Source organism: Saccharomonospora xinjiangensis XJ-54 (assembly GCF_000258175.1).
Classification (GTDB): domain Bacteria; phylum Actinomycetota; class Actinomycetes; order Mycobacteriales; family Pseudonocardiaceae; genus Saccharomonospora; species Saccharomonospora xinjiangensis.
The window spans coordinates 2,622,267-2,647,798 of the sequence record NZ_JH636049.1 but is presented as its reverse complement, the minus strand read 5'-3'; the positions used below and the strand labels follow the sequence as shown (position 1 = coordinate 2,647,798).

Genomic DNA, 25,532 nt, shown 5'->3' with positions numbered 1-25,532 from the left:
GTGGAGGTGGCTATGGTCGCGCTCGTCCGGCCTGCATCGGCCGGATATGTGAAAGGTGTACATAGTGGACTGGAAAACCCGGCAGGAGACTCCTGGTGACGCAGCGGCCGTGCACGCCGTGCATCTGGCCGCCTTCGACACCTCCCTTGAGGCGAAGCTCGTCGATACGCTGCGCACCGACCCGGCGTGGATCGACGAGTTCTCCATGGTCGTCGAAGGCCCCGAAGGGCTCGCAGGCCACGCCCTGCTGACGCGCTGCCACATCGGCGACGTCCCCGCGCTGGGACTCGGCCCGGTGGGCGTGTTGCCGGAATGGCAGGGCAAAGGCGCCGGCTCGGCGGCCATCATGGCTCTCCTGCGGGAGGCCGAGCAGGCCGAGGAGTCGTTCGTCGTCGTGCTCGGACATCCGCCGTACTACCCGCGCTTCGGCTTCGAACGCGCGTCCACCTACGGCATCAGCCTGCCCATCGAGGTCCCCGACGATGCCTTCCTGGTGCGGAGCCTCGACGGAACCCGGCCGCCGAGCGGAGTCGTGCGGTACGCCGCGCCTTTCGGCGTGTGAACGCCCGCGCCGGGCGGTGCGGCGACACACCGCCCGGCAACCGCCCTTACCTCGGAACGAACCGCACGATCTGCGGGTCGTGGTCGCTGGCCTGGTCGGCGAACTCGGCGTTGATGTGCACGACGTCGTAGCTGACCCTGCGCGGGCCGCGTGAGACGAGCACGTGGTCGAGGACCTGCGAGTTGCCCTCGTAGACGTAGCTGTAGCGCTCGCTCTCGGGCAGCGTGTCCATCAGAGAGCGCAGCGTGCCTCCGCGTGTCAACTCACGCAGTGTGGGCGAGAACGGGAAGTCGTTCAGATCGCCTGCCACGACGACGTTGGCTCGGCGGTCCACCGCGAGCAGGTCGTCAACGAAGTCACGCACCACCGTCGCCTGCTGGACGCGCTGCTGCTCCGAAGTGCGGGCCGGTGGCTGGAAGCGGCCGTGCACGGGCTGGTCGCCACCCTTGGACGCGAAGTGGTTGGCGACGACGAAGACCGTGCGGCCCTTGAACACGAACTCGCCGACGAGCGGTTTCCTGCTGTCCTCCCAGGCCGGATGCTGCGGGTCGATGCGGCCGGGCGATACCGAAAGCCGTGCCCCGCGCCGGTCGCGCTCCACAGCGACGGGCGTGGTCGCGTCCACTCCCTCGCGATCGACGAACCGCACGCGCTCCGGGTTGAACAGGAATCCCATCCGGATGTTGCCTCCCGGCTGGCCGCCGTCGGCACCGTCCTGCGGGTCGATCTGCCTCCACTCGTAGCGGGGGCCGCCTGCGGCCTCGATGGCCTCGGTGAACCGGCGCAACGTCTCGTCGGCGGAGGTGACACCGTCGCCCGCGCCCTTGGGACCGTTGTCGTCCTGGATCTCCTCCAGCGTCAGGATGTCGGGCGAGGCGAGGTTGGAAACGACGCCCTCGGCGAGTGCGGCGAACTTCTCCTCGCCGTCCACGGCCGAGAGGTTCTCCACGTTGTAGGTCGCCACGGCCAGCTCGCCCCGCAGCTGGGCGCGCGTGACCTCGCGTTCGAGCCCGTTGCCCTTCACCTCGCCGAGCACGCTCGCCATGAGGGTGTAGCCGCCGTAGGAGTCGTACTCCACCGGGCCCGACGTGACGCCGGTGAGCGTGTCCCCCGTGTCGGCCTTCGGGAAGGGCCGCTGCGAGAACGGGATCAGCGACTCGATCTTGAGGATTCCCGTGTTGGGCCGGTCGTAGCCGAGGTAGACCGTGCCGCCCCTCGCGCTCGGGTTCTGCTGGGGCTTCGTGGTCACGTACAGCTCGTTGTAGTCGGTGCTGCGGCTGACGAGCCTGGCGTCGATCACGGACACGAGTTCGCCCTCGTGCGCCTCCCAGAAATCGAGCGCGTACTCATCGGGACGCAGCGGCGCGTGCTCGATGCTGCCACCGGGAGACGCCGTCAGAGCATCGGGCACCGTCCCGGGACCGAGCGCGAGCGCCTCGGGAACCCGAGCACCCCTCGCCGTGACCGTCCAGTGCGCCTTGACGAGTTCGGTGGTCGATTGCGCGGCCGTGGTGGCGGGATCGCCGGGGTAGTACTCGGCGACCGTGCCCTCGACGGTGACGACATCGCCCTGCGTGAGCGCCGGAGTGGTGCGGCCGGTGAAGACGAACAGGCCCTCGCTCGTGCGCGGATCGTCGTCCGGCCGTGGGTCCTGGATCCAGAATCCGCGGCTGGACCCGAAGGTCCGCGTCGCCGTCACGACGGCATCCACGCGCACGCGATCCCCTTCGAGGGGAGAGAGGCGCGTGGTGCCCTGGATCTCGTGAATGCGTGCGGGCGCCGCCTCGGCGGTGTCCGGTTCGGCCGCCGCGCCGGGCGCGGCGAGTACCCCCTGAGCCACCGCGAGCGCCGCGAGGACCGCGCCGGACGCGACCCTGCGTTTCGAAGACATCACCGGCGCATCCTTACCCAGTCGAGTGAACGATGAGAAGCCGCCGTTCGTCGGACATCCGTCAGGAAGAAAACCCTTCGCACTCCCCCGACGCCCTGAGCGAGCGCTGCCCCAGCTCTCGCAGGTACTCGACGAGTTCGGGTGGCTCGTGCACCCGGAACTCGTGTCCCAGCAGTGAGAGCCGGAACGCGAGCCACTCCACCGTGTCCCCGTTGCACCGCACCAGGCACCGGCCTTCTTCGAGTGGTTCGATCTCGCCCAGCCTGGCGTCGATCTCGTCCGGCTGTGCGAACACGGTCACCACAGCCTGGTAGCTGGGCGCGAGACTGTGGAAGGAACTGGTGAGGTAGGTCGCCGCGTCGTCGGCAGGCAGTTCCCGCGCAGACGCGCGAGCCCCCGTCGGGAACGGCTCACTGATCCGGTCAACACGGAACACGCGCCAGTCGTCCCGGTCGTTGTCGAAGGCGACCAGGTACCAGCGCCGCCCTGCCGGGACGAGCCGGTGGGGATCGACGTGCCGTTTGGACAGGTCGCCTTGATGTGACCGGTAGGCGAACCGCAGCCGTTCGGCGTTGGTGATGGCCGCCGCCACCGTGGTGAGCACCCCGGGATCGACCACGGAATCCGCGTGTTCGGGCATCGGATCGATGGCCGTGTTCAACGTCGCCACGCGGTAACGCAGCCGGGATGGCAGTACCTGCTCCAATTTGGTCAGAGCACGCACGGCGGCCTCGCCGAGCCCGGACACCGCATGCCCGGCCGCGTTGCGCAGGCCAACGGCGATCGCCACGGCCTCCTCGTCGTCCAGCAGCAACGGCGGCAGTGCGGCGCCCGCGACCAGCCGGTAGCCGCCCTCGGCACCCTTCGACGCCACAACCGGGTAGCCGAGCTCCCGAAGTCGTTCCACATCGCGGCGGATGGTGCGAGGACTGACCTCCAACCTGCGCGCCAGCTCGCTACCAGGCCACTCGCGCGGGGTCTGCAACAGGGACAGCAGGCTCAGCAGCCGGGAGGGAGTGCTCATGCCGGTCAGAATGCCGGACAAGGAGGACAGATCCTGACCTATATCGCCCCTAGCGTGGTGGCGCCAGCTCGAACAGACGAAAGGCCCCGCACCATGACCAGCGTTAAAACCGTCCCCGACGGCTACGCCACCGTGACTCCGTGGATCATCTCGCGGGACACCGCCGCCGTGCTCGAGTTCCTCTCGAAGGCGTTCGACGCCGTCGAGACCGTCCGCGTGCAGGGTGAGGACGGCTTCATCGGCCACGCCGAGACCCGCATCGGCGACGCGCCGGTGATGCTTTTCGACTCCCGCCCTCACTGGCCGGCGACACCCGCTTTCCTTCGCCTCTATGTCGCCGACATCGCCTCGGCAGTCCGCAGAGCAGCCGACGCGGGCGCACAGATCGTCACGCGCCCGACGGAACTGCATTTCGGTGACATCGTCGCCCGCGTCCGCGACCCGCTCGGCAACGTCTACTGGCTGCACCAGCACGTCGCCGACCCCACGCCTGACGAGCTGGCCGAACGCGAGCGGCGACCGGAGTTCGTCGAGGGCATGCGCTACGTCAGCGGCGCGGACATCTTCGCCTGATCCCCCTCGATCCCGCATCGAACCAGACCCGCTTCGAAAAGGACTTCCCATGCCCAACGACGTCCGGCCTTTCCCGATCGACGTCCCGCAGGCCGACCTCGACGACTTGCTGGAGCGCCTTGCGCGTACCCGCCTGCCACGGCAACTGCCCGGCGACTGGGCGCGAGGCGTGACATGCGACTACCTCGGTGAACTCATCGCCCACTGGCGCACCGCTTTCGACTGGCGGGAACACGAGGCAAGGCTGAACGAACTCGGCTCCTTCGTCACCACCATCGACGACCACGACGTCCACTTCCTGCACGTCCGCTCTCCGGAACCCGGCGCGCTGCCGCTGGTGCTCAACCACGGCTGGCCCAACTCGGTGTTCGAGTTCGCCGAACTGGTGGGCCCGCTGACGCGGCCTTCCGCCCACGGCCGCGAGGGCGCGAGGGCTTTCCACGTCGTCGTGCCGTCCATTCCCGGATTCGGGTTCTCGGAGCAGCCGAAGAGCACCGGCTGGAACGTGGCCAGGGTCGCGGGCATGTTCACCGAACTGATGCGCAGGCTCGGCTACGAGCGCTACGGCGTTCAGGGCGGGGATCTGGGCGCGTACCTCGCGCCCGAGATGGCGAAGGCGGCGCCCGACGCCGTTGTCGGTGCCTACGTGATGGGTGGTCTCGGTTTCCCCACCGAGCGCGACATCCCCGACATGAATGCTGAGGATTTCGCGTCCTACCAGGAGATGCAGGAGTGGGCGGCGATCGGCGTCGATCACCACTCCCTGCTGAGGGTCGCGCCTCAGACTTTCGCCAACGCCTGGAACGACTCGCCCGCGGGTCTGCTCTCCTGGCTGATCGAGAAGTTCAAACAGTTCACCATCACCGTGGACCTCCCGGACCAGGCCATCGATCGTGACCTGCTACTCGCGAACGCGACCCTGTACTGGCTCACCGGAACGGCGGGCTCCTCGTCGTGGTTCATGTACGAGAGCAGCGAGTTCACCTGGCCGGAGGGCCAGTCGCTTGTGCCGACGGGGGTCTACAGCGGTGGTCCGGACGTCTGGCGTCGGCTGGCCGAGCGCCACAACACGATCGTGCACTGGCCACAGGGCAATCCCGGCGGGCACTTCGTCTCGATGGAGCAACCCCACGCCGTCGCCGAAGACCTGCGCACGTTCTTCGATCTCGTGGCGCCGCGCACGCCCCGGTCACAACAGGCCCGTGACGAGGCCCTCACAGGTACGGACCACGGTCGCCGCGGCGAGGCGCTCTGACGAGGAGAGCACGGGGTTCTCCGCGTACGCGCGCCAGTCCCGCAACGCCCCTGCCGCGGCCTGACGCAAATCCGGCTCACTCGCGGTCCCCTCGGCGGTGACGGCCAGCCGCGCCTCAAAAGCCTCGCCGTAACCGCCGACGAGCCGTGCGGCCTCCTCGCCGAGATCACCGGGCAGGGACACCCTCCCGGTGCGCAGCGCGGAGAACAGCCGAAGTTCGGCGAACTCGTGAGCGCCCGTGAGCGTGCGCTCCAGTTCGGCGGCGAGTGGGGCAGCGGGCGGGCGGGGCTCCCTTCGCAGCAGCACACCGAGGCCCAGCAGTGCCGACCGCGCCTTGAGCACGGGCGCGCGGGCCGTGAAGTACGCCGACACCGCCTCGCCAAGCGCGTCGAAGCCACTGCGCCTGCACAGCTCGGCCGCTAATGCCGTCGGCTCACGGGTGCCGTTCCTGAGCAGCGTGGTGGCCAGCCGGATGCCGAAAAGCCCGAACCTGGCGAGCAGTTCGGCGCGCTGCGGCTCGGCACCGAACCTGTCGGCCGACAGCAGGAGCGGGTCCAGCTCAGCCTTCGGGACGGCGGCCAGCGCGGCAAGCAACTCGAACTCGTCGCCACGGAGCGTGCGCGCCGCCAGCGCGAGCAGCCCCGCGACCGCGACGACGTCCTGGCACAGCTCGGCGACCGGCGCCTGCCTCGCCCACCTTCTCGCCACCTGCCGCGCCGACGTCAGCGCGTCCACGCGGCCACCGGCGAGTTCGTCGGCCCTTGCGAGCACAGCGATCGCGTTCACGGGCGCGAGCCGGGGCACGGCCTGGTCGTGCACCGCGCGCAACAACGCCGGTTCGGAGTTGTTCCGGCCGAGGAGGTAGAGCACCGCGTCCGCCTCGCCGATCAGCTCCGCGACCCGCGCAGGCGGGTCCTGCGGCCGGAGTCCGGCGTCCAGTACCAGCAGCTCAGGCCACGTTCGGACGCCCCGGATGTGCCGCCACGCAGGCGGAGCACCACGGGCATGCCCGGAGTGACCCGCATGTCCACTGTGTCCGGGTTCTCCGGCGAGCGCGGCGGCGAGGGTTGACGTCCCCGCCCCCTCCTGGCCTGCCACGACGACCCGGACGGGCTCGCCGAGCCGCGCGAGGTGCCTGCGAAGCCAGTGGGACGCTCTCGGATTGTCCGCGTACACCTCCTGAGCCCTGCTGAGCAACGACCAGGCCCTTTCGGCGAGGTTCATGCGGTGAGCCCTCGCGGGACCACACGGGGTGCCAGCGCCTCCGCACGTCTGCGCAGCAACTCCAGCTCGTCGATCCGGCGAGCCACCTCCCGCACGGCCGTGCCGCGCTCCGCCGCCTTCGCGTCGATCAACTGCTTGATCCGTTGCGCGGCCTCACTGATCTCGGCCCGCAATTCCTGCGTCACCTCGGTACACCGGTCGCGTAATTCCCGATGGATCAGGCGCACGGCGTCCTTGCTCTCCTTGCCGTAGGCGAGGAAGAAGTCATCGACGTACCGGTGGGCGGCGTTGCGCGCCGTGGCCTGCCTGCGCTTCAGTCGGGTTCCCCGCTCCTCGAAAACGCTCTTCGCACCGAACGCCACTCCCGCGCCGATGGAGATCGGGTTGATGAGACTCATCCCGGCGAGCGTGGTGGCGAGCCCGAACATGAGCAGGCCGCTGTACGAGCCGCGCATGCCGACGAACAGTTTCTGGCCGAGGGTGAACCTTTCGATCCCCGGCATCCGCAACTCGCCGAGTTCCTCCTTCGGCATGCCGGGCAGCACCTCCTCCGGCGCGAACACGTCGGGCCGGTGAACGGCGATGGCGCCCGCGAGTTTCCGGGTGATCCACTCGAACCTGTCGAGCAGCCAGCCTGAGTTGGCCTCGGCGGCAGCCGTCAGGTTGTCGCGCAACCACTCCTCGAAGTCGGGCCAGTCCTTCGCGGGGTCGGCCACCTCGAAGTACTCGTCGGCTTCGCGCAGGATGCGGCGGGTGCGGTCACGCAGGTCGTAGTCGAGGTCAGCGGTGAGATCCGCGACGTCGTCGGCGAGCATGGTCTGCCACCGCGACGCCTCACGCTGAAGGTGCTCCAGTCGCTTTCCCGCCGCGCGGTACCTGGCCGTCAGCTCACCGTCGCCGCCCCGCTGTAGTTCGGCGAGTCGCTCCCGCAGCGGCGGCACCACACGATCGACGGCGAGGCCGGCCAGGGCACCGGCACTGCGCCTGCGCAGACCGTCCACATTGCCCATCAGGTCGTGGTGCAGATACGAGATGAGCGAGGGGAACCCGGACTCGTCGTTGAGCCCCGAATCGTTGGTTCTCGCGGCGAGCAGCCGCAGTGCCGACGACACCGCGAACACCGTCACCGGTAACCCGTGCCGCTCCAGCCTGGCCCGGTTGCGCTCGACCACCCGCTGCCACCCCGGTACGAGGTCGGTCTTGGTGAGCACGACGGCCACCGTGGGACACAGCGTGAGGACGCGCTCGAGCACGTCCAACTCGTCCGGGGTGAGGTCGTGGGTCACGTCGGCGGTCAGCAGCACCGCGTCCGCGTGGGGCAGCGTGGCGAGAACGGCGCCGGTGTGCTCACTCGCCCTGTCCCCGTAGGGCGGGGTGTCGATGAGCGTGAGTCCCGTCTCCAGAAGCTTGCGCGGGAGTCCAATCTCGACCTTGGCGATGCCACCTCTCCGGTTGGCCACCGACGTCGCCGAATCGACGGAGACGGACATCCGGTCGGAGGCGGTGAGCGCGGGAACGCTGTGCACAGGCCCTTCGAGCACGAGGCTGTCCCGAGAATGCCCGGCCTCGATCAGCGGAGCCGTGACACCGGGAACGAGTTCCGCCACGGGAGCGGAGGCGTACTCGACAACGGCGGGCACCGTGGTGGTGACGTCGTCGCCGACCGCGCACACGCCCGTGCCGAGCAGTCCGTTGAGGAGCTGGCTCTTGCCCTGCCCCTGCGCACCGAGCACCACCACCCGCACCTTCGGGCCGGTCAGCTCGGCGCGGCGGGCACGGAGGCGCGCGACGAGGTCTGCGCGGTCGTGAGCGGCGCACGACCGAATGGCCTCGTCGAGCACGTCGAGCCACGGGGTTGCCTTCATCGATCGGACAGTGTGCCTCGTTCACGCCACGCAGTACAGGCCGGGCTCGTGATATCACCGAGCCCGGCCTGTTACTGTGCTGAAATCACCGAGGGTCAGTGACCGAGGTCCAGATCACCGACGACCGGCGCGTCGGACAGCAGATCCTGACCCTTCTCGGCGACACCGCCCAGCGGGCTGTCACTCACCGTGTCAGCCACCCGCTCGGCACCCTCGTGCACCTGGTGCGCGGAGTCGGCCGCGTAGTCGCCGGACTCCGGCATCGGGTTCAGCACGGGAAGGTCAGGCACCTCCGTCGCGCCCGTCGGCACCGCCGCACCGAGCTGGCCTGGCACGCTGCCGAGGCCGTCCTGAACCTCCGAAGCGAGGCCACGGATCGAGTCGGCCACGTTCGGGAGGTCGGTGCCGATACCGGCGACCTCGACGGGCTCCTCGACGTCCTCGTTGAGGTTCCTCGGCTGCGAGAGCACGGTGTCATCGACCGAGGGCGCGTCGGCGACAGCGCCTGGCACGTTCACCGGGAGTTCCGAGGGAACACCGGCCGGAACAGCCGAGGGCAGCTCCGTGGGCAGGTCAACGGGCAGGTCGCCCGCAGTGGAGCGAACCGCACCGTGCAATGCCGCGCCGCCGGAGGCGACATAGGTGGCCACCGTGCTGGCCGCGGCCTCGCTGCCCCTGGTGATCGTGTCGGTGTCGAGGGTGTCGGCCAGGTCGCCGGTGGTCTCGATCTCGGGAAGGGAGAGCCCCACCTCGTTGGCCACGTCGATGCCGTAGGTACCGAAGGGGGTCTCCAGCGAACCGCCTGCGGCATACCCGTCGCCGGACAGCATCCCCGTTGCCTCGGGGGACACCGCGTCGGTGCGCAGGCCTGCGCCACCGGCGGCACCGTCGCCACTGAACTCGCCGAACAGACCCGCGTCGAGCGGGGAGGTGTCAACGCTGCCGGTGCCTGACACACCGTCGAGGCTGCCGTCCACCATGCCGCCGACGCCACCGGCCGCGCTGTCCACATTGGCCAGTCCACCCGCGCCGTCCGGGCCCGCGCCACCCACAGCGGCGACCTTGCCGAGCAAGCCTTCGCTGTAGGAGCCGACGTTCAATCCGTCCGCGCCGAGCCTGCCCGCGGCTTCACCGGCAGCGGCCTCCGTGTCGTACCGCAGCACGCCGGACACACCGTCGAGAGCGGCCGCGCCACCGGTGGCGATCGAGCCGACACCCGAGTCAAGGCCTGCCGTCCCCGCCAGGTCCGCGCGGTCGCCCGCCGCGTCGGCAACGCCCCTCAGCTGCTCGATGGCACCCTCAAGACCGCTCACTGCGCCACCGGCCGCGCCCACTGTCCCGAGGGCATCGGCAGCCGGAAGCCCGCTGTAGTCCATGACCAGCGGGATCACGTCCTGCACGTCCTCGGCGGTGATGTCACCAAGTCCTGCCGTCTCCAGCGCCCTCGCCGGGTCCTGGGCGAACGCGGCACGGGCCGTGGCGTCGTTCAGCAGGGTGAGCACGAAGTCGTGCAACGTCTGCTCCTGTGGGGCGGCGGCCGAGGGCTCGGAGACGGTGACTTCCTGCTCGGTCTCCGTCTCCCCCTGTGCGTGGATCAAGGGTTTCTCCTTCGATATGAGGCAAACGTCCGTGTCGCCGCGTGCGACGGCGGAGCCGACGCTAGGGAGGCGAGCCGCACGAGGGCATCGGGGAGCACACCGGGTTCTCGACGCGCTCTCCCCGGCTTCGCGTTAGGGGCTTAGGGGATGGCGGACGGCCTATTCGGGGGTGTCATTCGGAGTCAGGACTTTGGTACGAAAGGAGGCACCCGCTCCGGGCCGGGTGATCCCCACCGGAGCCGACCGTCGCGACGAGCCGGGAGGAAACCGCCGCCTATGCGCTATGTCCTGGGGATACATCTCGGTGCCACCCGGGTGAGCGCGGCGGTCTGCCGGTACCGAGGGGGTGTCTGGACCTCTGCCGAGGTAGTCCCCATCGGGGGGCGAACCCCATGGGCGGAATCCGTGCTCCACGTGTCGGACCAGGGTGACCTGCTGGTGGGCCAGGCGGCGCTGCACAGGGCGGTGACAGAGCCGGAAAGGGTGGCGAGGGCACCACTGCACCGCACAGGGGACCCGGTGCCGTTCGTGCTCGGCGAGGCGACCTACCCCGCCGAGACCCTCGCGGCCGGGATGATCGGCTGGGTCGCCGACAGGGTGGCGGAGGCCGAAGCCGCCCACGCCGAGCGCATCGTGGTCACCCATCCGCCGTCCTGGTCCTCCTACCGCCGTGGACTGCTGCACCAGGCACTCGACACCGCCGAACTCCCCGGCGTGCTCGCACTGCCGAGTCCGGTGGCCGCCGCGGAGAACCACCTCGCCTCGCCGGACGGCGAGCCGGTGGAGCCGGGCCGCCTGCTCGCCGTGTGCGCCATCGGCGGAGTCCACGTCGAGACGGCGCTGCTTCGCAGGACTCCCGCCGGCGTCGAACTCCTCGCCCACAACAAGTCCTCGGAGCACGAGGCCGGGTGCAGGCTGGACGACCTCGTCGTGCGGCACGTTCTCGACCGCGCGGACATCGACGGCAACGATCCCTACGCCATGGGGAGGCTGCGGGCGGCAGCGCTCGCGGCGAAGGAACGCCTCTCGTCGTCCACAGACGTGTTCGTCACCGACACGGTGTCGCTGAGCAGGCAGGAGTTCGAGGAGTTCGCCGCGCCGGTACTGCGCTCGGCCATCGGGAAACTGCGCTCACTGCTCGAACCCGTCCCCGAGGGGCAACTCGCGGCGGCCCTGCTGGTCGGCGGCAGCGCCAGGATTCCCCTCGCGGCCGCGCTCGCGCGCACTATGCTTCCGTGCCCTGTCGTGGTAGACCACGATCCCGGCACGGCACTGTGCAGAGGAGCGGCGCTGGCCGCACGGCCGAGGCCGCGTCCCCGGCCCGCCGCCGCCCGGGGTCCGGAACCGTTGGAGGGGCGGGTGAGCGAGCCGGAGAAGCCTGGGACGTCACTCGCGCCCGAACTCGACGACCTTCCGGTCCGGTACGGGGAACAGGGCCGCGGGGACGGCACCGAAGGCGAAGCCGGTGAGGCTGTCGAACCACCACCTCGCCGACCGCCCGTCGAGATCACCCCGCTCGAACCGCCCCGCCGCCGGTTCTCGCTGGCGCGCAGAAGCGGCTCAGCCCATGACCGAGACGAGGAACGCTGATGCAGGCTTCCGACGTCGCCTCGCCAGCACGTCCCGCTGCCCTTCGCACACCCGGATCGCGCGAGCCGTTGCTCGACGGACCGACCCGCGACCTGTGCTCCGCCGTCGCGGACGGCGCGCTCGCGCCGGTGAGGCTGGCCGTCGTGGCACCGGGCGGGTACGGCAAGACGGCCGTTCTGCACCAGGTGGCGCGTCGCGTCGAGGCCAGGGGCGGCACGGTGGCGTGGTTCGGACAACAGGACCTCGGCACAGCGGAGCTGATTCTCGCCGACGACGCGCACGAGGCCGACGAGACCGCGCTCGCCGAGCTGTACGAGCGGACCGGGGACGAGGTCACCGGCCTGGTCATCGCCGCGAGACCGTGGCCGCGGCCTCCGGCACTGAACAGGGTTCTGTCCAGGCTGCGAGGGCAGGTCGTGCTGCGGCCACTCGATACCCGCCGCGTCGCGGCGCTGCTCGGCCGCGAAAGGGCCGGGCTCGCCGAACTCGTGCGGGCACAGACGCTCGGAGTCCCAGGGTTCGTCGTGAGGCTCGCGGAGGCGCTGAGAACCGAACCGGCCGCCGCCGTACGGCCCGACGCCACCGGCCTTCCGCCGTCCGTGCTCGCGGAGTTCCGCCCCGACCTCGACCGGCTGCCACGGGATCTGCTGTCCCTGCTGCTCGCGGCCACATCAGGGGCCGGACTTGACGTGAACCTGCTCGCCGGTGTGCTCGGCACCGACCACGACGGTGTGGCGCGCGCGGTGGACGCGGCAAGGGCCTGCGGGCTGCTCACGCACGACGGCACTCCGCTGCCCCTGGTGTCGCAGGCGCTGCGGGTGCTCGTTCCCGAGGAGCGAAGGCTCGCCGTGTCACACCGGCTGGTGCGGCTCCAACTCGACCGTGAGGGTCCTGTGCTCGATCTGGTGCGTCCGCTGCTCGGCAGCGAACTCGGAGGGGCTGAGCTGGCGGAGGCGTTCGAAGCCGCCGCCGACGAGGCGGCCGAAGACGATCCCGCCCTCGCCGCGACCCTGTACGCGGCGGCGACGCGGGCCGGTCGTTCGCCGACGGCACTCGGTTGCCGATGGGCGGAAGTCGCCGCGAGGTCCGGTGACCTCGACACGGCGCTCCGGCTGGCCGATCAGGTGATCGCCGACCCCGACGCCGAGGGCAGGGCCCACGCGGCTGGGACGGCGGCCACAGCGTTCGTCCACAAAGGCCAGAACGAGCGAGCCCGCGAGATGTACCGGTGGTCCGCGACCCGGCTGTCACACCTCAACGCCGCACTGGTCGCGGTGCGAGACGGCGGGTTGGCCGAGGCGGAAGCACTGCTCGATACCGCCGCATCCGGGTCAGCACAAGGGGAGCCACCGACTCTGGTCACCGGGGCGATGTCGGCCCTCGTCCGAGGCACCGTCGAGTCGGTGACCTCGGAACCTTCCCTCGCGCTGTCCACACTGGCCGACGCCGCGGAGACACTCGGCCCTGTCGGGCGTTCCCTTTTCCTCCCCGACACTCCCGCAGCGGTGGGTGCGCTCGTCGGGATGCAGTGCGGGGAGCTTCCGCTGGCGGAAACCCTGCTCCAGCAGGCCGTCGAGACAGAGGTCGGCGGACACACCGCACGCAGCAGGCACCTCCTCCTCACGGCCTGGATCGCCATGCTGCGAGGAGATACGGACTCGGCCACCCGCACACTCGCGACGGTGGACGGCGAGCCGACACCCCGCGACTGGCTCCTTTCCTCGAGTCTTCGCGCGGGACTGGCCCGCAGAACCAGCGACCTCGGCGCACTGCGCACGGTCTGGGCCGACGTTCGCGAGGCCGTGCTCCGCCTGCGGGTGGACCTGTTCACCATCCTGCCGCTCGGCGAACTCGCCATCGCCGCTGCGCGGCTCGGTGAATCGGAGCGCCTCACACACCAACTCGGCAGGATGCGCGCGTTGCTCGGCGCGCTGGGCGATCCACCCTTGTGGTCGGCCACGCTGCACTGGAGTGGTCTGCACGCCGCCATCACGGCCGATCGCCGGGACGAGGCGGCCGAACACGCGATGGCGCTGTCGCGGTGCGCGGACCGCCTCGGTGATCACACCGGTTACCACAGGGCGATCGCCGAGGCCGCGACGTGCTGGATCGACATCCTCGGCGGAGCCGTCGATGCCGCACGCGTCGAAGCAGCGGCCGGAGCGCTGCACGACACCGGGTTGCACTGGGACGCCGCGCGGCTGGCCGGGCAGGCCGCCATCCGGACCACGGATCGCGCCGCGATGGTGTCCCTGCTCGAAAGGGCTCGCGCATTGCAGGGCGGGCCTGCCGCCGGTGCCTCGCGTCCCGCGCCCCGCGCCGATCCGGGTGGCTTGAGCGAACGGGAACGCCAGGTGGCGGAACTGGTGGTGTCTGGCCTGACGTACCGGCAGGTCGGCGACCGGCTGTTCATCTCGGCCAAGACTGTCGAGCACCACATGGCCCGCATGCGGCAACGCCTCGGAGCCACCAGCCGCGCCGACCTGCTGGATCGCCTGCGCGAGTTCGTCACGACGAGCTAGCGCGGCGCTCGACCACCCTGTCACCGTCGGCCAGCCACGTGAGAGAACCGCCCTGGAAGTCACCTCGCCTGCCACCCGGCACCGGGTATTCGCCGCGCACCGGGTAGCCGAGATACGAGCGCTCCCAGCCGAGTGCCGCCCACCGCGCCCTGATCGCCCCGTACACCGCGTGCGCGCCCGTGCGCGGCGTCCAATAGACGGAACCGCGCTTGCTGAAGTGGTTGTACCGGCCGATCCCGTCCGGGGTCCTGCGCTCGTCGGTGACCGGATAGCCCAGCGGTCCTCTCTCCCACTTCATGGCCGCCCAGCGTTTGCGGACCTCGCCCCAGACCGCGTTCGCTCCGGTCCTCGGCGTCCAGTAGACGGACGCGGCGCGCGTGTACGGCGTGCCGAGGAAGTGGTTGAATCTGCCCCGGCCGTCGGGGGTCACGGTCTGATCGGTGGTCGGCGGCCCGAACCGCTCGTGCCCTCCGAGGGCGAGGTACTTCTCCGCGATCGGACCGTGTACCTCGTGGGTTCCCGAACGCGCCGACCAGTACAGCCGCCCTTCGGCGTGCTCCCGGTAGTAGACGCCCCCGTCGATCACCACAGGCCCGTTCGGTGCGCCCAGCACCTCCCTCAGCTCGGGTTCGGCGTCGTATCGCTGTTCCACGGGGGTGGCGTAGACCGCGTGCACAGTGGTGTCCTCGCTGGGCATCGTGATCGTGCGGGCGCGCTCGGACACGCCGTCGTCCCACTCCGAGAACACCGAGGCCCCGTCGGCCGCCGTCCGCGCCGCGGTGATGCCCACGGTGGCGCCCTCGGTGACCATGGCAGTGCCTGCCGTGCCTCCCGAGGTGTCGCCGTCGCCCTCGCTGGTGACCTCCACCGCTGCCGGGACGGTGCTCGACAGGGTCAGGCGGTGCTCCCTCGGCAGTGCCTCGTAGGTGTAGGTGCTCGAAACACCCTCGCTGTCGGTGGCCGTCGCCGTCAGCTCCATGTGGGAGTCGGGATGGTCGGTGAATGCCACCGAGAACCTCGTCCCCTCACCCGATTCCGTCGGGTGAGCGTGGCAGGTCTCCCGCTCGGGGCAGTGCACCACCGTGGCCTGCCAGCGCACGCCGAGCGCTCCGTCCTCGACGTCGGTGGCGACGGCTCTCACCGACACACGCTCGCCCACCGCGTACGTAAGCCCGTCCCGTACCTCGGCCCGCAACACCGGCGTGTGGTTGCCCGGCACGACGGTGACCTCAGCCTTCCCTCGCGCTCCCGAGGGATCGGTGACCGTGAGCGTGGCCGTGAACCGCTCCGCCGGCTCGCCGTAGGTGTGCTTCACCTGCCTGCCCTTCGCGGTGCTTCCGTCTCCGAAGTTCCACGAGTACGTCAGGCGGTCGCCGTCGAAGTCGAAGGAATCGGAACCGTCGAACGACACCGTGCGCGTCTCCGGGTCGGTCTCGATCCCGATCCGCGCCACCGGGGCCTGGTTGCCGTCCTCGTAGACGAGGCGCTTCAGCTTCCCCGACGCGATGTCGGCGAACACGATGTCGCCGCCCTCCGCGGTGCCGAACTTCACGGGACGGCCCACGTTCGTCGCGAGAGGAGGGTTTTGCGGCGGCTGCGTCAGCCTGCCCTGGTGGTCGTAGCGGATCGACCACAGCTTCTGGTGGGTGTAGTCGCCGAAGAAGTACGCGCCCCGGTACTGCGCGGGATAGCTCGATCCCGTGTAGACGACACCGCCGGTGAGGCTGTTGGCCTTCTCCGTTCCCTTGCCGTGGCGGAACTTCACGAGCGGAGGCGTGTTGGGCGCGTCCTCGCACTCGGGCAGATCACGGTAGCCTCGGGTGGGTTCGGTGCCCTCCCAGCACGGCCAGCCGTAGTCCCTGCCGGGCTGGACGAGGTTCACCTCCTCCCACCGGTTCCAGCCCACGTCGCCGAGGATGGGCAGGCCGGTGCGCGGGTCGAGAGAGAGCCGGAAAGGACTCCGGAATCCGCTCGCGAAGACCTTGCTGCGGACAGCGTCGGGTTTGGCCGGATCGTAGAACGGGTTGGTCTCGACCCCCCGGCCGTCCGAGGTGAGGTGGAGGATCTTGCCCTGCACCGCGTTGGGCTGCTGTGCCCGCAGTGCGAGGCGGTCGGTCTTGGTGTAGCTCGCGACGTCGCCGACGGACACCCAGATGGTGCCGTCCTCGCCAGGCACGATTCCCGTGATGCCGTGCACGTTCGCGTCACCGGGCACACGCAGCAGTTCCCTCTCACCGCGCAGGCCCGCTGGCTCGCCCGTGCCCGTGACCTCCCACCTCGCCAGCGTCAGGTCGTACGACCCGCCGCCCTTCGGCACCGACCTGGCGAGGTAGACGTGACGGGACGTCGCGTAGTCGGCCGCGACCGCGATTCCCACCAGCCCCAGGTCCTGTTGCGACTCGACGGAGAGAGTGCGCAGGGTCTTGGACCTGCCGTCCGCCGACACCCAGGCGACCGTTCCCGTCTTGCCGGTGGTGAGCACGCTCCCGTCGGGGAGGTAGGCGAAGTCGGTGAGGTTTCCCGGTTTCTGGCCGCTCGGCGACTCCCGCAACGAGAAACCGCCGGGTAGGTGCGGTTCCTCCGCCAGCGCAGGGCCGCCCCCGGCCGCGCCGAGCGCGGTGGTGAGACCGGTTGCCAGCACCGTCGCGGTGACGGCGGCGACCAGGCGTGTGTACAAGCGGTTTCCATCAGACCACATGCCGTCACCTTCGCCGGGGGCAGCGAAGACGTTTCCACTGACACGCCGATCGTGTAGTTTCCGGCCCTGGCAGGGGGAAGACGCCCACTCGTTCGAGCGGAACCACGTCACGCGGGGCTCGAGAACGAACAAAGCCGGGTGACCCGTCGGATCACCCGGCTTTCGTGGCGGTAGCGGTGGGATTTGAACCCACGGACGGGGTCAACCGTCACACGATTTCGAGTCGTGCTCCTTCGGCCGCTCGGACACGCTACCGCCGACTACGTTACTGCATGGTCCTCAGCTGATCGACGACGGGTCCCGCGAGGAGTTCCTGTGCTCGGAGAAGAAGTCGTCGAGCAGCGCCGAACACTCGGTTTCGAGCACACCACCGTGCACCTCGGGGCGATGGTTGAGCCTGCGGTCGCGGACGACGTCCCACAACGAGCCGGCCGCCCCCGTCTTCGGTTCCCACGCACCGAACACGACCCGTGCCACCCGCGCGAGCACCAGCGCACCCGCGCACATGGTGCACGGCTCCACGGTGACCGCGAGCGTGCAGCCCTCGAGCCGCCAGCCGTCGCCGTACACCTTCGCCGCCTCCCGCAGCGCCAGCACCTCCGCGTGCGCGGTCGGATCACCCAGTTCCTCGCGGGCGTTGTGGGCTCCTGCCAGCAGCCGCCCTCCCGGGTCGAACACCGCCGCGCCGATGGGAACGTCGGCCGTGCCCCTCGCACGCCGGGCGAATTCGATGGCGACCCGCACCGCGTCGAGGTCCATCCTTTCGGGGATCACAGTTCGTCGAGCACCGCCGTGTATTGGTCTGCGAAGCCGCACCGCTGCGCCACCATCTGCAACTGCTCGTCGGGGTATAACTCGATCTCGTTGACGATGACTTCCAGCTCCGGCTTCGGAAGGCCGAGATCGGCCAGGATCTCCAGGTCACCCTCAGGCCACACCGCGTCGTCGTCGTCATCGGGAGCGTCGGCCCTCAACAGGTCGAGCACGTCGGCGGCGATGTCGTAGTCGAGAGCCGCCGCCGCGTCGGAAAGCAGCAGCGACACACCTGTCGGGGTGGGCCTGACGATGACGAAGAACTCGTCGTCCACAGCCAGCAACGCGAACACCGCTCCGGTTGACCGAAGCTTCCGCAACTCGGTGATGGCGGTGTCCAGTTCGGTGAGCGCCGCGTCGTCGAGACGGTCGCAACGCCACCGGCCGTCCTCCCGCACGACGGCCACCGCGAACCCCGTGACCTGCCCCTTCACCGCCATGTGTCCACCGTATACCGAGGATGGCCCTTCCGAACGACGAAGTGGGATGGCCGACCGTGCCAGGATCGAGTCCATGACCGGACCGACCGACCTGCCCTCGCTGCCCGACGCCCGGTTCGCGGGCTTGCTCGACGAGGCGCGAACGCTCCAGCCGACCACCGTGGCACTCCGGCGAGCCGTTCACCGGCATCCCGAGGTGGGCCTCCAGCTCCCCGTGACCCAGCAAGCGGTGCTCGACGCGCTCGACGGGCTTCCCATCGAGACCACGCTCGGCACCACGACCACGTCCGTCACCGGTGTGTTGCGGGGCGCCGAACCAGGGCCAGCCGTGCTGCTGCGGGCCGACATGGACGCCCTACCCGTGCACGAGGAGACCGGGCTCGACTTCGCGTCCGAGGTGCCTGGCGTCATGCACGCCTGCGGTCACGACACGCACGTGGCCATGCTCGCGGGTGCCGCCCGGCTTCTCTCCGAGCATGTCGATGAGCTGGCAGGCTCCGTGGTGTTCATGTTCCAGCCGGGCGAGGAGGGCTACCACGGCGCAAGGCACATGATCCACGAGCGGGTGCTCGACGCGGCAGGCACCCGCGTCCGTAGCGCCTTCGCCATCCACACCTTCGCCAACCTGCCCACCGGCGTCGTCACCACGAGATCGGGGCCTGTGCTGGCCTCTGCCGACAGTTTCGCGGTGCGCGTGATCGGCAAGGGAGGTCACGGCTCCATGCCACACAGCGCCGTTGACCCGATCCCCGCCGCCGCGGAGATCGTCACGGCGTTGCAGGCCCGCGTGACCAGGACGGTGAACGTGTTCGACCCCGCCGTCGTCAGCGTCACCCGGATCGCGGGAGGGACGACCAGCAACGTGATCCCCGAGTCCGCCGAGCTGGAGGGCACCATCCGGACGCTGTCCGAACACACCCGTGCGCAGCTGCGCAAGGACGTTCCGAGGGTGAGTGAGCAGATCGGCGAGGCACACGGTTGCAGGGTGGTCGCCGACGTGACGCCGGGCTTCCCCGTCACCGTGACCGACGAGACCGAAACCCAGCGGGTGCTCGACCTCGCGGCCGAGGTGCTCGGCGTCGAGCGTTCGCAGCACATGCCGAACCCGATCATGGGCGCGGAGGACTTCTCCTACGTGTTGCAGCGTGTTCCCGGCGCGTTCGCCTTCCTCGGGGCATGCCCGCCAGACCTCGATCCGGCCGAGGCCCCGCCCAACCATTCCAACCGCGTGCGCTACGACGAGGCCGCCCTCGCCCACGGCGTCGCCATGTACGCGGCCTACGCGCTCGACTGCCTGCGCAAGTGACACGCGAAAGGCACGGCAGGATAGGTGGCGCGAGGGGCGGGCGGTGAACCCGGTGGCTCCGGTGGCTCTAGTGGCTCCAGTGGTGGCTCTAGTGGCTCCAGTGGACCCGGTGGCTCCGCCCCGTGGACAGAGCGGACACGACAGACAGGACGGACACCGTGCGCGACGTGTGTGTGATCGGACTCGGATTGATCGGCGGGTCGGTGCTACGTGCCGCCGTCACCTCGGGTCGCAAGTCCTGGGGCGCGGCGGCGGTGTCGGGGCCGGTTCCGGGATCGGATGCCGACACAGCCAGCGCCGACGGCTACGACGCGAGCGCCGACGTGGCCGATGCACTGCGAAGGGCGGCTCTCACCGACGCCGTCGTGGTGCTCGCCGTCCCGCTGACCGCTGTCCGGCCGGTACTCGCACTCGTGGAGGAACACGCGCCGGGATGCCTGCTCACTGACGTCACGAGCGTGAAGGCACCGGTGAGGGACGCGGTCAGGGAGGTGGCGCCGTCGGTGACGTTCGTCGGCGGCCACCCCATGGCGGGGACGGCGGAGTCCGGCTGGCCCGCGGCCACGGAAGGACTGTTCGACGGCGCCGCATGGGTCACCACGGTGGAGGAGGACACCGACCTGATGGCCTGGAAGGAAGTGGCTGCCCTCGCGCTCGACTTCGGTGCGCGCGTGGTGCCGCTGGACTCCGAGACGCACGACGAAACGGCGGCGCGCATCTCGCACCTTCCACACCTGATGGCGGCGGTGCTCGCGGCCGTCGGCGCGGCAGGCGGCCCTGTCGCGGCTGCGCTCGCGGCCGGTTCGTTCACCGACGGCACCCGCGTGGCCGGTACGCGCCCCGAACTCGTCAGGGCCATGACGGAGGGCAATCGCGAGGCGCTGCTCCCGGTTCTCGACGAGGCGCTCGGCGCGCTCGGAGCGGCGCGCGGCTCACTCGCCTCGACGGGAGGGCTGGCCTCCACCGTCCAGACCGGCCACGAGGCCGTGCGGCGGATCGCCGAGCAGCGCCTCGCTCCGAGGACGACCTTGCGGGTGCGCCTTGCGGCCCCCGATGCCCGCCACGCGCTGCGCGCCGTCGGCGAGCGCGGTGGCCGCATCACGGCCGTCGAGGGCGACGCGGTCGTCGCCGAAGTGCCCTGAATCGCGTCAGGGCCGGGGAGGCGGAGGCTGCGAACCGCCCTGCCCGGTGTCACCGCCACCGGTGTTCTTGTGCAGGAACTTCCTGGCCTTCTCGGTGGCCGAGTCGATCTTGCTCGACTGTTTGCCGAATCGGGACTTGGCTGCCCCGCTCGCCTTGTCGAGCCCCTGCTCGATCTTGTCGCTGTTCTTGGTCAGCGCGTCCTGCGCCTTGTGCTTCAGCTCATTGAAGTTGATGCCCATACGACCAATGGACCAGCATCGGCGGGAACTCGCAACGCGAGCGCCGCACCGGCGGCATCGGCGAGACTCGACAGCGAAGGTCGCGCCTCGCGGCCCCAAGGGGCGATCGCCGCAGGCAGGCACGGAAAAGACCAGCCTGCGGCAAGCTCCCGAAAGTCACGCGGCGTCGATAGCGGGTATCCGTGCCGACCGCAGGTGCACGACGCGGGCAGGAGGCAGATTCCCCCACACCACACTTCCGCCCGCGCCGTAACGTGACTCGAACCCGGCGAGGAGGGTTGCCACCGACCGGTACCGCACCGCCTCCGCCCTGCCCGGCAGCACCGTCCGCACCGCGCGTGCGCCCAGGTAACGGAAGTACGACAGACGGCCACCGGGAACGAGCAGGGAGAGATAGCGATCCATGATCTCCCTGACCTGGCCGGGTTCGAAATTGGCGAAGGGCAGGCAGGAGATGATCACGTCGTAGCGGCCGCCCAGTTCCAGTTCGGTGATCGACCCGGCGAGGATCCTGATGTCCCCCGGCGCGGTGGACAGCACGGGGTCCGTCACCATGGCGCGGCCGAGCAGATCGACGAACCTCGGGTTGAGCTCCACCACGTCCAAGCGGTCACCTTGGCGGGAGAGCCGGGCCAGCGTGCGTGTCACCGAGCCCGTTCCGGCGCCGACCTCCAGCACCGAGAGCGGGCGGCGGGACCCGCGCCGCTCCAGTGCCAGTGGTTCGGCGAGCCGGGCTGCGAGGCGGGCGCTGCTGGGGGCGATCGCTCCGGTGGTGCGCTGCGTCCGGCTCGCCTCGCGCAGGAAGGCGAGCCTGCTCGCGGGTGTCGCTGATGTGGTGTGTGTCGTCTCCATGACCGCGAACACTATGGATCACCGATTGAGGCACCACAGCCGGTATCCGACACCTTGCCCACCGTGACGATGAGGACACACAGGGCATTCCGGCCACGACGCCGACCGACGGAGCGACATCCGGCACGACGCGGCGGGGCAGGTGAGCGGCGCGCCGACAGCAGTTCGCCCGCGAAACGCGGCGCTCACCGCACCCCTGTGTGAATCCCGAGCGTGGAAGGGATCAACGGACGCCTGGCGACCTGGCGCGGCGCGGCGTTCACGCTTTCGTACGGCTGGCGCGTTCCTCGTGCCACCGGTCGAAGAGGGCGGGGATCTCGGTGACGAGGAAGTCGAGGAAGTCGGCCATCTCGGCCAGCCGCCGCCCGGCAGGGGTGTCGGCTCCGACGGCATCGATCCCGTCGGCTGTGGCGTCCCGCCACATTGTGAGCATGCGGTCACGTTTGAGGAAGGAGGCGTACCAGAGGTCGTCGTAGAGCCGGTAGTGATCACGACGCTCGCCGGGAAGGCGTTCCCTCGCGACCATGCCCATCTGTTCCAAGTGCCGCACCGCACCGGAGACGGCCGCTGGGCTGATGGACAGCGCCTCGGCGAGTTCTCCCGCGGTCATCCGGCCGCTCTGCGACACCGTGAGCGCGGCGAACACCCTCGCGGCCGTGCGCTGTAGCCCGACCTCGGTCAGGGTGATGGCGAGTTTCTCCACGTAGGAGCGCACGGAGTCGTCCTCGCGCACACTCGGGTCCCGCTGCGACTGCGGCCTGCTCGACATCGTCAACCACTCTCTCAATCTTCCAAAGATTCACAACTTTGTGAATCAAGTGTATGTTCCATCGTATGGGTAACTGCATCTCCATATCAGGGCTGCGCAAGACGTTCGGCCCCACCGTCGCCCTCGACGGCCTCGACCTCACCGTGGCGACCGGTGAGGTCCACGGTTTCCTCGGCCCCAACGGGTCGGGGAAGTCAACCACCATCCGGGTTCTGCTCGGCATGCTGAAGGCCGACGGCGGAGCGGTGACGCTGCTCGGCGGAAATCCCTGGCGGGACGCGACGAAGCTGCACCGCCGACTCGCCTACGTGCCCGGCGACGTGAACCTGTGGCCGACGCTGAGCGGTGGTGAGGTCATCGACCTGCTCGGGCGGCTGAGAGGCGGCCTCGACTCCCGCAGGCGCGCCGAGTTGATCGAACGGTTCGACCTCGACCCCAGGAAGAAGGGCCGCGCCTACTCGAAGGGCAACCGGCAGAAGGTCGCGCTCATCGCCGCGCTGGCCTCGGACGTCGAGCTGCTGGTACTCGACGAACCGACATCCGGGCTCGACCCGCTGATGGAGGCCACGTTCCGAGACGTCATCCGCCAGGAACGCGATCGTGGCCGCACGGTGCTGTTGTCGAGTCACATCCTCTCCGAGGTCGAGGACCTCTGCGATCGCGTCAGCATCATCAGGGCAGGCAAGACGGTCGAGTCCGGCACGCTCGCCCAACTGCGCCACCTCACCCGCACCACGATCACAGCCGACCTCGCGGGGCCGCCCGACGGCCTGACGAACCTGCGCACCGTGCACGACCTCCAGGTGGAGGGCAGCAAGGTGCGGTTCGCCGTCGAGAGCGACGCGCTCGACGGCGCGCTGCGCACACTCACCTCCATCGGCGTGCACAGCCTCACCAGCCAGCCGCCCACGCTGGAGGAGCTGTTCCTGCGGCACTACACCGGCTCGGCCGACGAGGTCGGCACGGCGAACGAGGTGGCTGCGTCGTGACCACCGCGACTCTCCCTCGCTCCGCCTCAGGTGCCGGAGGAGGAACACTCACCGGGACCGGCCACCTCGTCCGGCTCGCTCTTCGCCGCGACAGGTTGATGCTGCCGCTCTGGATCGTCGTGATCGCCGGTCTGCCCATGGCGAGCGTCGGCGCGTACGAGGAGCTCTACCCGAACCCCGCGCAACGAGCAGCGCTCACCACCAGCCTCGGCGACAACCCTTCGATCGCGTTGCTGTACGGCCCCGCTCACGACCTCTCCACGGCAGGCGGCTTCACCGCGTGGCGGTTCGGCACGATGCTGTCGGTGTTCCTCGCACTGGTGTGCGTGTTCACGATGGTGCGGCACACAAGGCAGGAGGAAGACACAGGGAGGCAGGAACTGCTGTCGTCCACTGTGGTCGGCAGGCAGGCACCGCTCACCGCGTCCCTCGTCGTCAGTGCTGGTTTCGCCCTGCTCACCGGGATCGCCACTGCGGGGGCGCTGATCGCGGGTGGCCTCGACGCGGCGGGGTCGTTCGCCTTCGGGCTCGGGCTCGCCGCCGTGGCGCTCGTCTTCACCGGTATCGCCGCGATCACCGCCCAGCTCGCCGAGTATTCCAGGACGGCGAACGGGCTCGCGGGAGCGGCGCTCGGGGTCGCCTTCGCGTTGCGGGCCGTCGGGGACGCCGCCGACGTCACCTGGTTGTCCTGGCTGTCACCCATCGGCTGGGCGAGCCAGGCCCGTGCGTTCGCGGGAGACCGGTTCTGGGTGTTGACGATCCCGTTGCTCGTCACCGGTGTGCTCGTCGCCGTCGCGTACGCGCTGCAACGCAGGCGGGACATCGGGCTCGGACTGATGCCTGCCTCGCTCGGCCCCGCCACCGCGGGACAACGCCTTCGCACGGCGTTCGCGCTGTCCACGCGTCTGCACAAGGGAACGCTCACCGGGTGGGTGGTCGGTTTCGCGTTGCTGAGCGTGCTTTTCGGCGCATTGGCCGCCGACATCGGCGACATCGTGGGCGACAACGACCAGATGCGCGAGATGCTGGCGAGGATGGGCGGCAGTCAAGGCGTCATCGACGCCTACCTCGCGTCGTCGGCTGGTGTCCTCGGCATGGTGGCCGCACTCTTCGTCGTGCAGGCGGCTGTGCGGATGCGGTCGGAGGAGACCGGCCTGCGTGCCGAACCGCTGCTGACCACCGGAGTCTCCCGGCTCAGGTGGATCGCGGGGCACCTGGTGTTCGTGTTCGGCGGCGGCGTCGCGCTGATGGTGGTGGCCGGACTCGGCATGGGTCTCGCACACGGCGTCAGGGTCGGCGACGTCGCGGGGCAGACACCGGACGTGCTCCTGGCCTGCCTCGTGCAACTGCCTGCCGTGTTCGTCGTCGCTGGCGTGGCGGTCACGCTGTTCGGGATCCTTCCCTCCTACACGGCGGGGGCGTGGGCGGTGGCGGCCGTTCTGCTGCTGCTCTCGATGTTCGGCCCCGTGCTCGACCTCAGCCAGGCCGTGCTCAACCTGTCGCCGTTCCAGCACGTCCCGAAGGTTCCGAGCGTGGAGGTCACGGCGACGCCGATGGTGTGGCTGACGCTGGCCGCCGTCGCCCTCACAGCAGCAGGCATCGCCCGGTTCCGCAGCCGCGACATCGGGTGAGGCTTCCGCACGGCTCAGTGGCGGACGGTCACCCGGCCGTCGGCGTCAACGGCGAGCTGGATCTGAGGGCCTGCCGCGCCGCAGTCGGGACCGTTCGGGTAGACCCACTGCGGCGTGGCGGCCAGTGTCCGGCTCACCACCTTCCGGCCCGCGTCGTCGGTGAGCGTGAGAGTCACCTCGACCGTTTCCTCGCCAAGGTCGGAGAGCTGCGCGAAACCGGCCGCACCGCCGGTCGGGCGCATCCGCGCCGAGCACACGTCGTCGGGGGAGGTGCCGTCACACTCCTCCTCGACGGGCTCGGTGGCAGGCATCAGGACGGCGTCGCTGGAACGGCACTCGCCGTCCTCGCACACCTCGACCTCCGCCGAGTGCGCCGCGAGGCCGGGTGCCACGTCCACTCCGATCCCGGGCGACGCCCCTATCTCGGTACAGACGTGGTCCGTGCCCGCAGGCAGGGCACCGCATCCGGCGAGCAGCAGGAGAGGAAGAACGGCGAAGGCGCGCACACCATCTAGACGTGCCGGGCCGCGCCGGGGGTTGCACGAGTG

General features: G+C 70.0%; 21 protein-coding genes and 1 tRNA gene. 9 read left to right on the top strand and 13 right to left on the bottom strand.

Annotated elements, in window-relative coordinates; translation table 11 throughout:
• The first annotated feature begins 64 nt into the window (after positions 1-64).
• Complete coding sequence (locus tag SACXIDRAFT_RS11750) at positions 65-562, top strand: GNAT family N-acetyltransferase (protein ID WP_198284316.1); 498 nt, start codon at positions 65-67, stop codon at positions 560-562.
• A 46-nt stretch (positions 563-608) separates the two neighbouring features.
• Here SACXIDRAFT_RS11750 and SACXIDRAFT_RS11745 read toward each other — a convergent pair whose 3' ends face one another.
• Positions 609-2,453, bottom strand: coding sequence for a DUF8508 domain-containing protein (locus SACXIDRAFT_RS11745; protein ID WP_006238775.1), 1,845 nt, complete (start codon positions 2,451-2,453; stop codon positions 609-611).
• Positions 2,454-2,514: 61 nt separating this feature from the next.
• Positions 2,515-3,477, bottom strand: a complete 963-nt coding sequence (locus SACXIDRAFT_RS11740; RefSeq protein WP_040922613.1) for a helix-turn-helix transcriptional regulator — start codon at positions 3,475-3,477, stop codon at positions 2,515-2,517.
• A 93-nt stretch (positions 3,478-3,570) separates the two neighbouring features.
• On the opposite strand from SACXIDRAFT_RS11740, the gene SACXIDRAFT_RS11735 reads away from it, so the two are divergent.
• Positions 3,571-4,050, top strand: a complete 480-nt coding sequence (locus SACXIDRAFT_RS11735) for a VOC family protein (protein WP_006238773.1) — start codon at positions 3,571-3,573, stop codon at positions 4,048-4,050.
• Between the two features lie 49 nt (positions 4,051-4,099).
• A complete protein-coding gene (locus SACXIDRAFT_RS11730) occupies positions 4,100-5,305 on the top strand; it encodes an epoxide hydrolase family protein (protein WP_006238772.1) in 1,206 nt (401 codons plus the stop codon).
• On the opposite strand, the gene SACXIDRAFT_RS11725 is transcribed toward SACXIDRAFT_RS11730, so the two are convergent.
• The 3 genes from SACXIDRAFT_RS11725 to SACXIDRAFT_RS11715 form a co-directional block, all read right to left on the bottom strand.
• On the bottom strand, positions 5,240-6,529 hold the full coding sequence (locus tag SACXIDRAFT_RS11725; RefSeq protein ID WP_006238771.1) for a hypothetical protein: 1,290 nt from the start codon (positions 6,527-6,529) through the stop codon (positions 5,240-5,242). The genes SACXIDRAFT_RS11730 and SACXIDRAFT_RS11725 overlap by 66 nt on opposite strands.
• Positions 6,526-8,394, bottom strand: a complete 1,869-nt coding sequence (locus SACXIDRAFT_RS11720; protein WP_006238770.1) for a dynamin family protein — start codon at positions 8,392-8,394, stop codon at positions 6,526-6,528. The genes SACXIDRAFT_RS11725 and SACXIDRAFT_RS11720 overlap by 4 nt, the downstream gene beginning before the upstream one ends.
• A 95-nt stretch (positions 8,395-8,489) precedes the next feature.
• Positions 8,490-9,992: an IniB N-terminal domain-containing protein gene (locus SACXIDRAFT_RS11715; RefSeq protein WP_006238769.1), complete on the bottom strand. Its 1,503-nt coding sequence runs from the start codon at positions 9,990-9,992 to the stop codon at positions 8,490-8,492.
• Positions 9,993-10,268: 276 nt separating this feature from the next.
• On the opposite strand from SACXIDRAFT_RS11715, the gene SACXIDRAFT_RS11710 reads away from it, so the two are divergent.
• Both SACXIDRAFT_RS11710 and SACXIDRAFT_RS11705 read left to right on the top strand, forming a co-directional pair.
• Positions 10,269-11,582, top strand: a complete 1,314-nt coding sequence (locus SACXIDRAFT_RS11710) for an Hsp70 family protein (protein ID WP_006238768.1) — start codon at positions 10,269-10,271, stop codon at positions 11,580-11,582.
• Complete coding sequence (locus SACXIDRAFT_RS11705) at positions 11,582-14,104, top strand: helix-turn-helix domain-containing protein (RefSeq protein WP_006238767.1); 2,523 nt, start codon at positions 11,582-11,584, stop codon at positions 14,102-14,104. The genes SACXIDRAFT_RS11710 and SACXIDRAFT_RS11705 overlap by 1 nt, the downstream gene beginning before the upstream one ends.
• On the opposite strand, the gene SACXIDRAFT_RS11700 is transcribed toward SACXIDRAFT_RS11705, so the two are convergent.
• The 4 genes from SACXIDRAFT_RS11700 to SACXIDRAFT_RS11685 all read right to left on the bottom strand — a co-directional run bounded on the left by SACXIDRAFT_RS11700 (position 14,091) and on the right by SACXIDRAFT_RS11685 (position 18,055).
• Positions 14,091-16,802 (bottom strand): PQQ-dependent sugar dehydrogenase, encoded by a 2,712-nt coding sequence (locus tag SACXIDRAFT_RS11700; protein WP_006238766.1) that lies wholly within the window; start codon positions 16,800-16,802, stop codon positions 14,091-14,093. The genes SACXIDRAFT_RS11705 and SACXIDRAFT_RS11700 overlap by 14 nt on opposite strands.
• Before the next feature lie 165 nt (positions 16,803-16,967).
• A tRNA-Ser gene (locus SACXIDRAFT_RS11695) sits at positions 16,968-17,057 on the bottom strand.
• Positions 17,058-17,081: 24 nt separating this feature from the next.
• Positions 17,082-17,561 carry a nucleoside deaminase gene (locus SACXIDRAFT_RS11690; RefSeq protein WP_006238765.1) on the bottom strand — a complete coding sequence of 160 codons (480 nt, stop codon included), beginning with the start codon at positions 17,559-17,561 and terminating at the stop codon, positions 17,082-17,084.
• An 11-nt stretch (positions 17,562-17,572) separates the two neighbouring features.
• Positions 17,573-18,055 (bottom strand): tRNA adenosine deaminase-associated protein, encoded by a 483-nt coding sequence (locus SACXIDRAFT_RS11685; protein ID WP_006238764.1) that lies wholly within the window; start codon positions 18,053-18,055, stop codon positions 17,573-17,575.
• Between the two features lie 73 nt (positions 18,056-18,128).
• Here SACXIDRAFT_RS11685 and SACXIDRAFT_RS11680 point away from each other — a divergent pair, with 73 nt between their 5' ends.
• On the top strand, positions 18,129-19,361 hold the full coding sequence (locus tag SACXIDRAFT_RS11680) for a M20 metallopeptidase family protein (protein WP_006238763.1): 1,233 nt from the start codon (positions 18,129-18,131) through the stop codon (positions 19,359-19,361).
• Between the two features lie 158 nt (positions 19,362-19,519).
• Entirely contained in the window at positions 19,520-20,503 is a 984-nt protein-coding gene (locus SACXIDRAFT_RS11675; protein ID WP_006238762.1) for a prephenate dehydrogenase, read from the top strand.
• 6 nt (positions 20,504-20,509) lie between these two features.
• Here SACXIDRAFT_RS11675 and SACXIDRAFT_RS11670 read toward each other — a convergent pair whose 3' ends face one another.
• The 3 genes from SACXIDRAFT_RS11670 to SACXIDRAFT_RS11660 form a co-directional block, all read right to left on the bottom strand.
• Positions 20,510-20,743, bottom strand: a complete 234-nt coding sequence (locus tag SACXIDRAFT_RS11670) for an antitoxin (protein WP_006238761.1) — start codon at positions 20,741-20,743, stop codon at positions 20,510-20,512.
• Between the two features lie 156 nt (positions 20,744-20,899).
• Complete coding sequence (locus SACXIDRAFT_RS11665) at positions 20,900-21,595, bottom strand: class I SAM-dependent methyltransferase (RefSeq protein WP_006238760.1); 696 nt, start codon at positions 21,593-21,595, stop codon at positions 20,900-20,902.
• 259 nt (positions 21,596-21,854) lie between these two features.
• Positions 21,855-22,364 carry a GbsR/MarR family transcriptional regulator gene (locus SACXIDRAFT_RS11660; RefSeq protein WP_006238759.1) on the bottom strand — a complete coding sequence of 170 codons (510 nt, stop codon included), beginning with the start codon at positions 22,362-22,364 and terminating at the stop codon, positions 21,855-21,857.
• Between the two features lie 65 nt (positions 22,365-22,429).
• On the opposite strand from SACXIDRAFT_RS11660, the gene SACXIDRAFT_RS11655 reads away from it, so the two are divergent.
• Positions 22,430-23,353, top strand: a complete 924-nt coding sequence (locus tag SACXIDRAFT_RS11655; protein WP_006238758.1) for an ABC transporter ATP-binding protein — start codon at positions 22,430-22,432, stop codon at positions 23,351-23,353.
• The gene (locus SACXIDRAFT_RS11650) at positions 23,350-24,984 is read left to right on the top strand and encodes an ABC transporter permease (protein WP_006238757.1); all 1,635 of its coding nucleotides are present in this window, start codon (positions 23,350-23,352) and stop codon (positions 24,982-24,984) included. The genes SACXIDRAFT_RS11655 and SACXIDRAFT_RS11650 overlap by 4 nt, the downstream gene beginning before the upstream one ends.
• 14 nt (positions 24,985-24,998) lie before the next feature.
• Here SACXIDRAFT_RS11650 and SACXIDRAFT_RS11645 read toward each other — a convergent pair whose 3' ends face one another.
• Positions 24,999-25,490, bottom strand: a complete 492-nt coding sequence (locus SACXIDRAFT_RS11645) for a hypothetical protein (protein WP_006238756.1) — start codon at positions 25,488-25,490, stop codon at positions 24,999-25,001.
• Positions 25,491-25,532 lie beyond the last annotated feature (42 nt).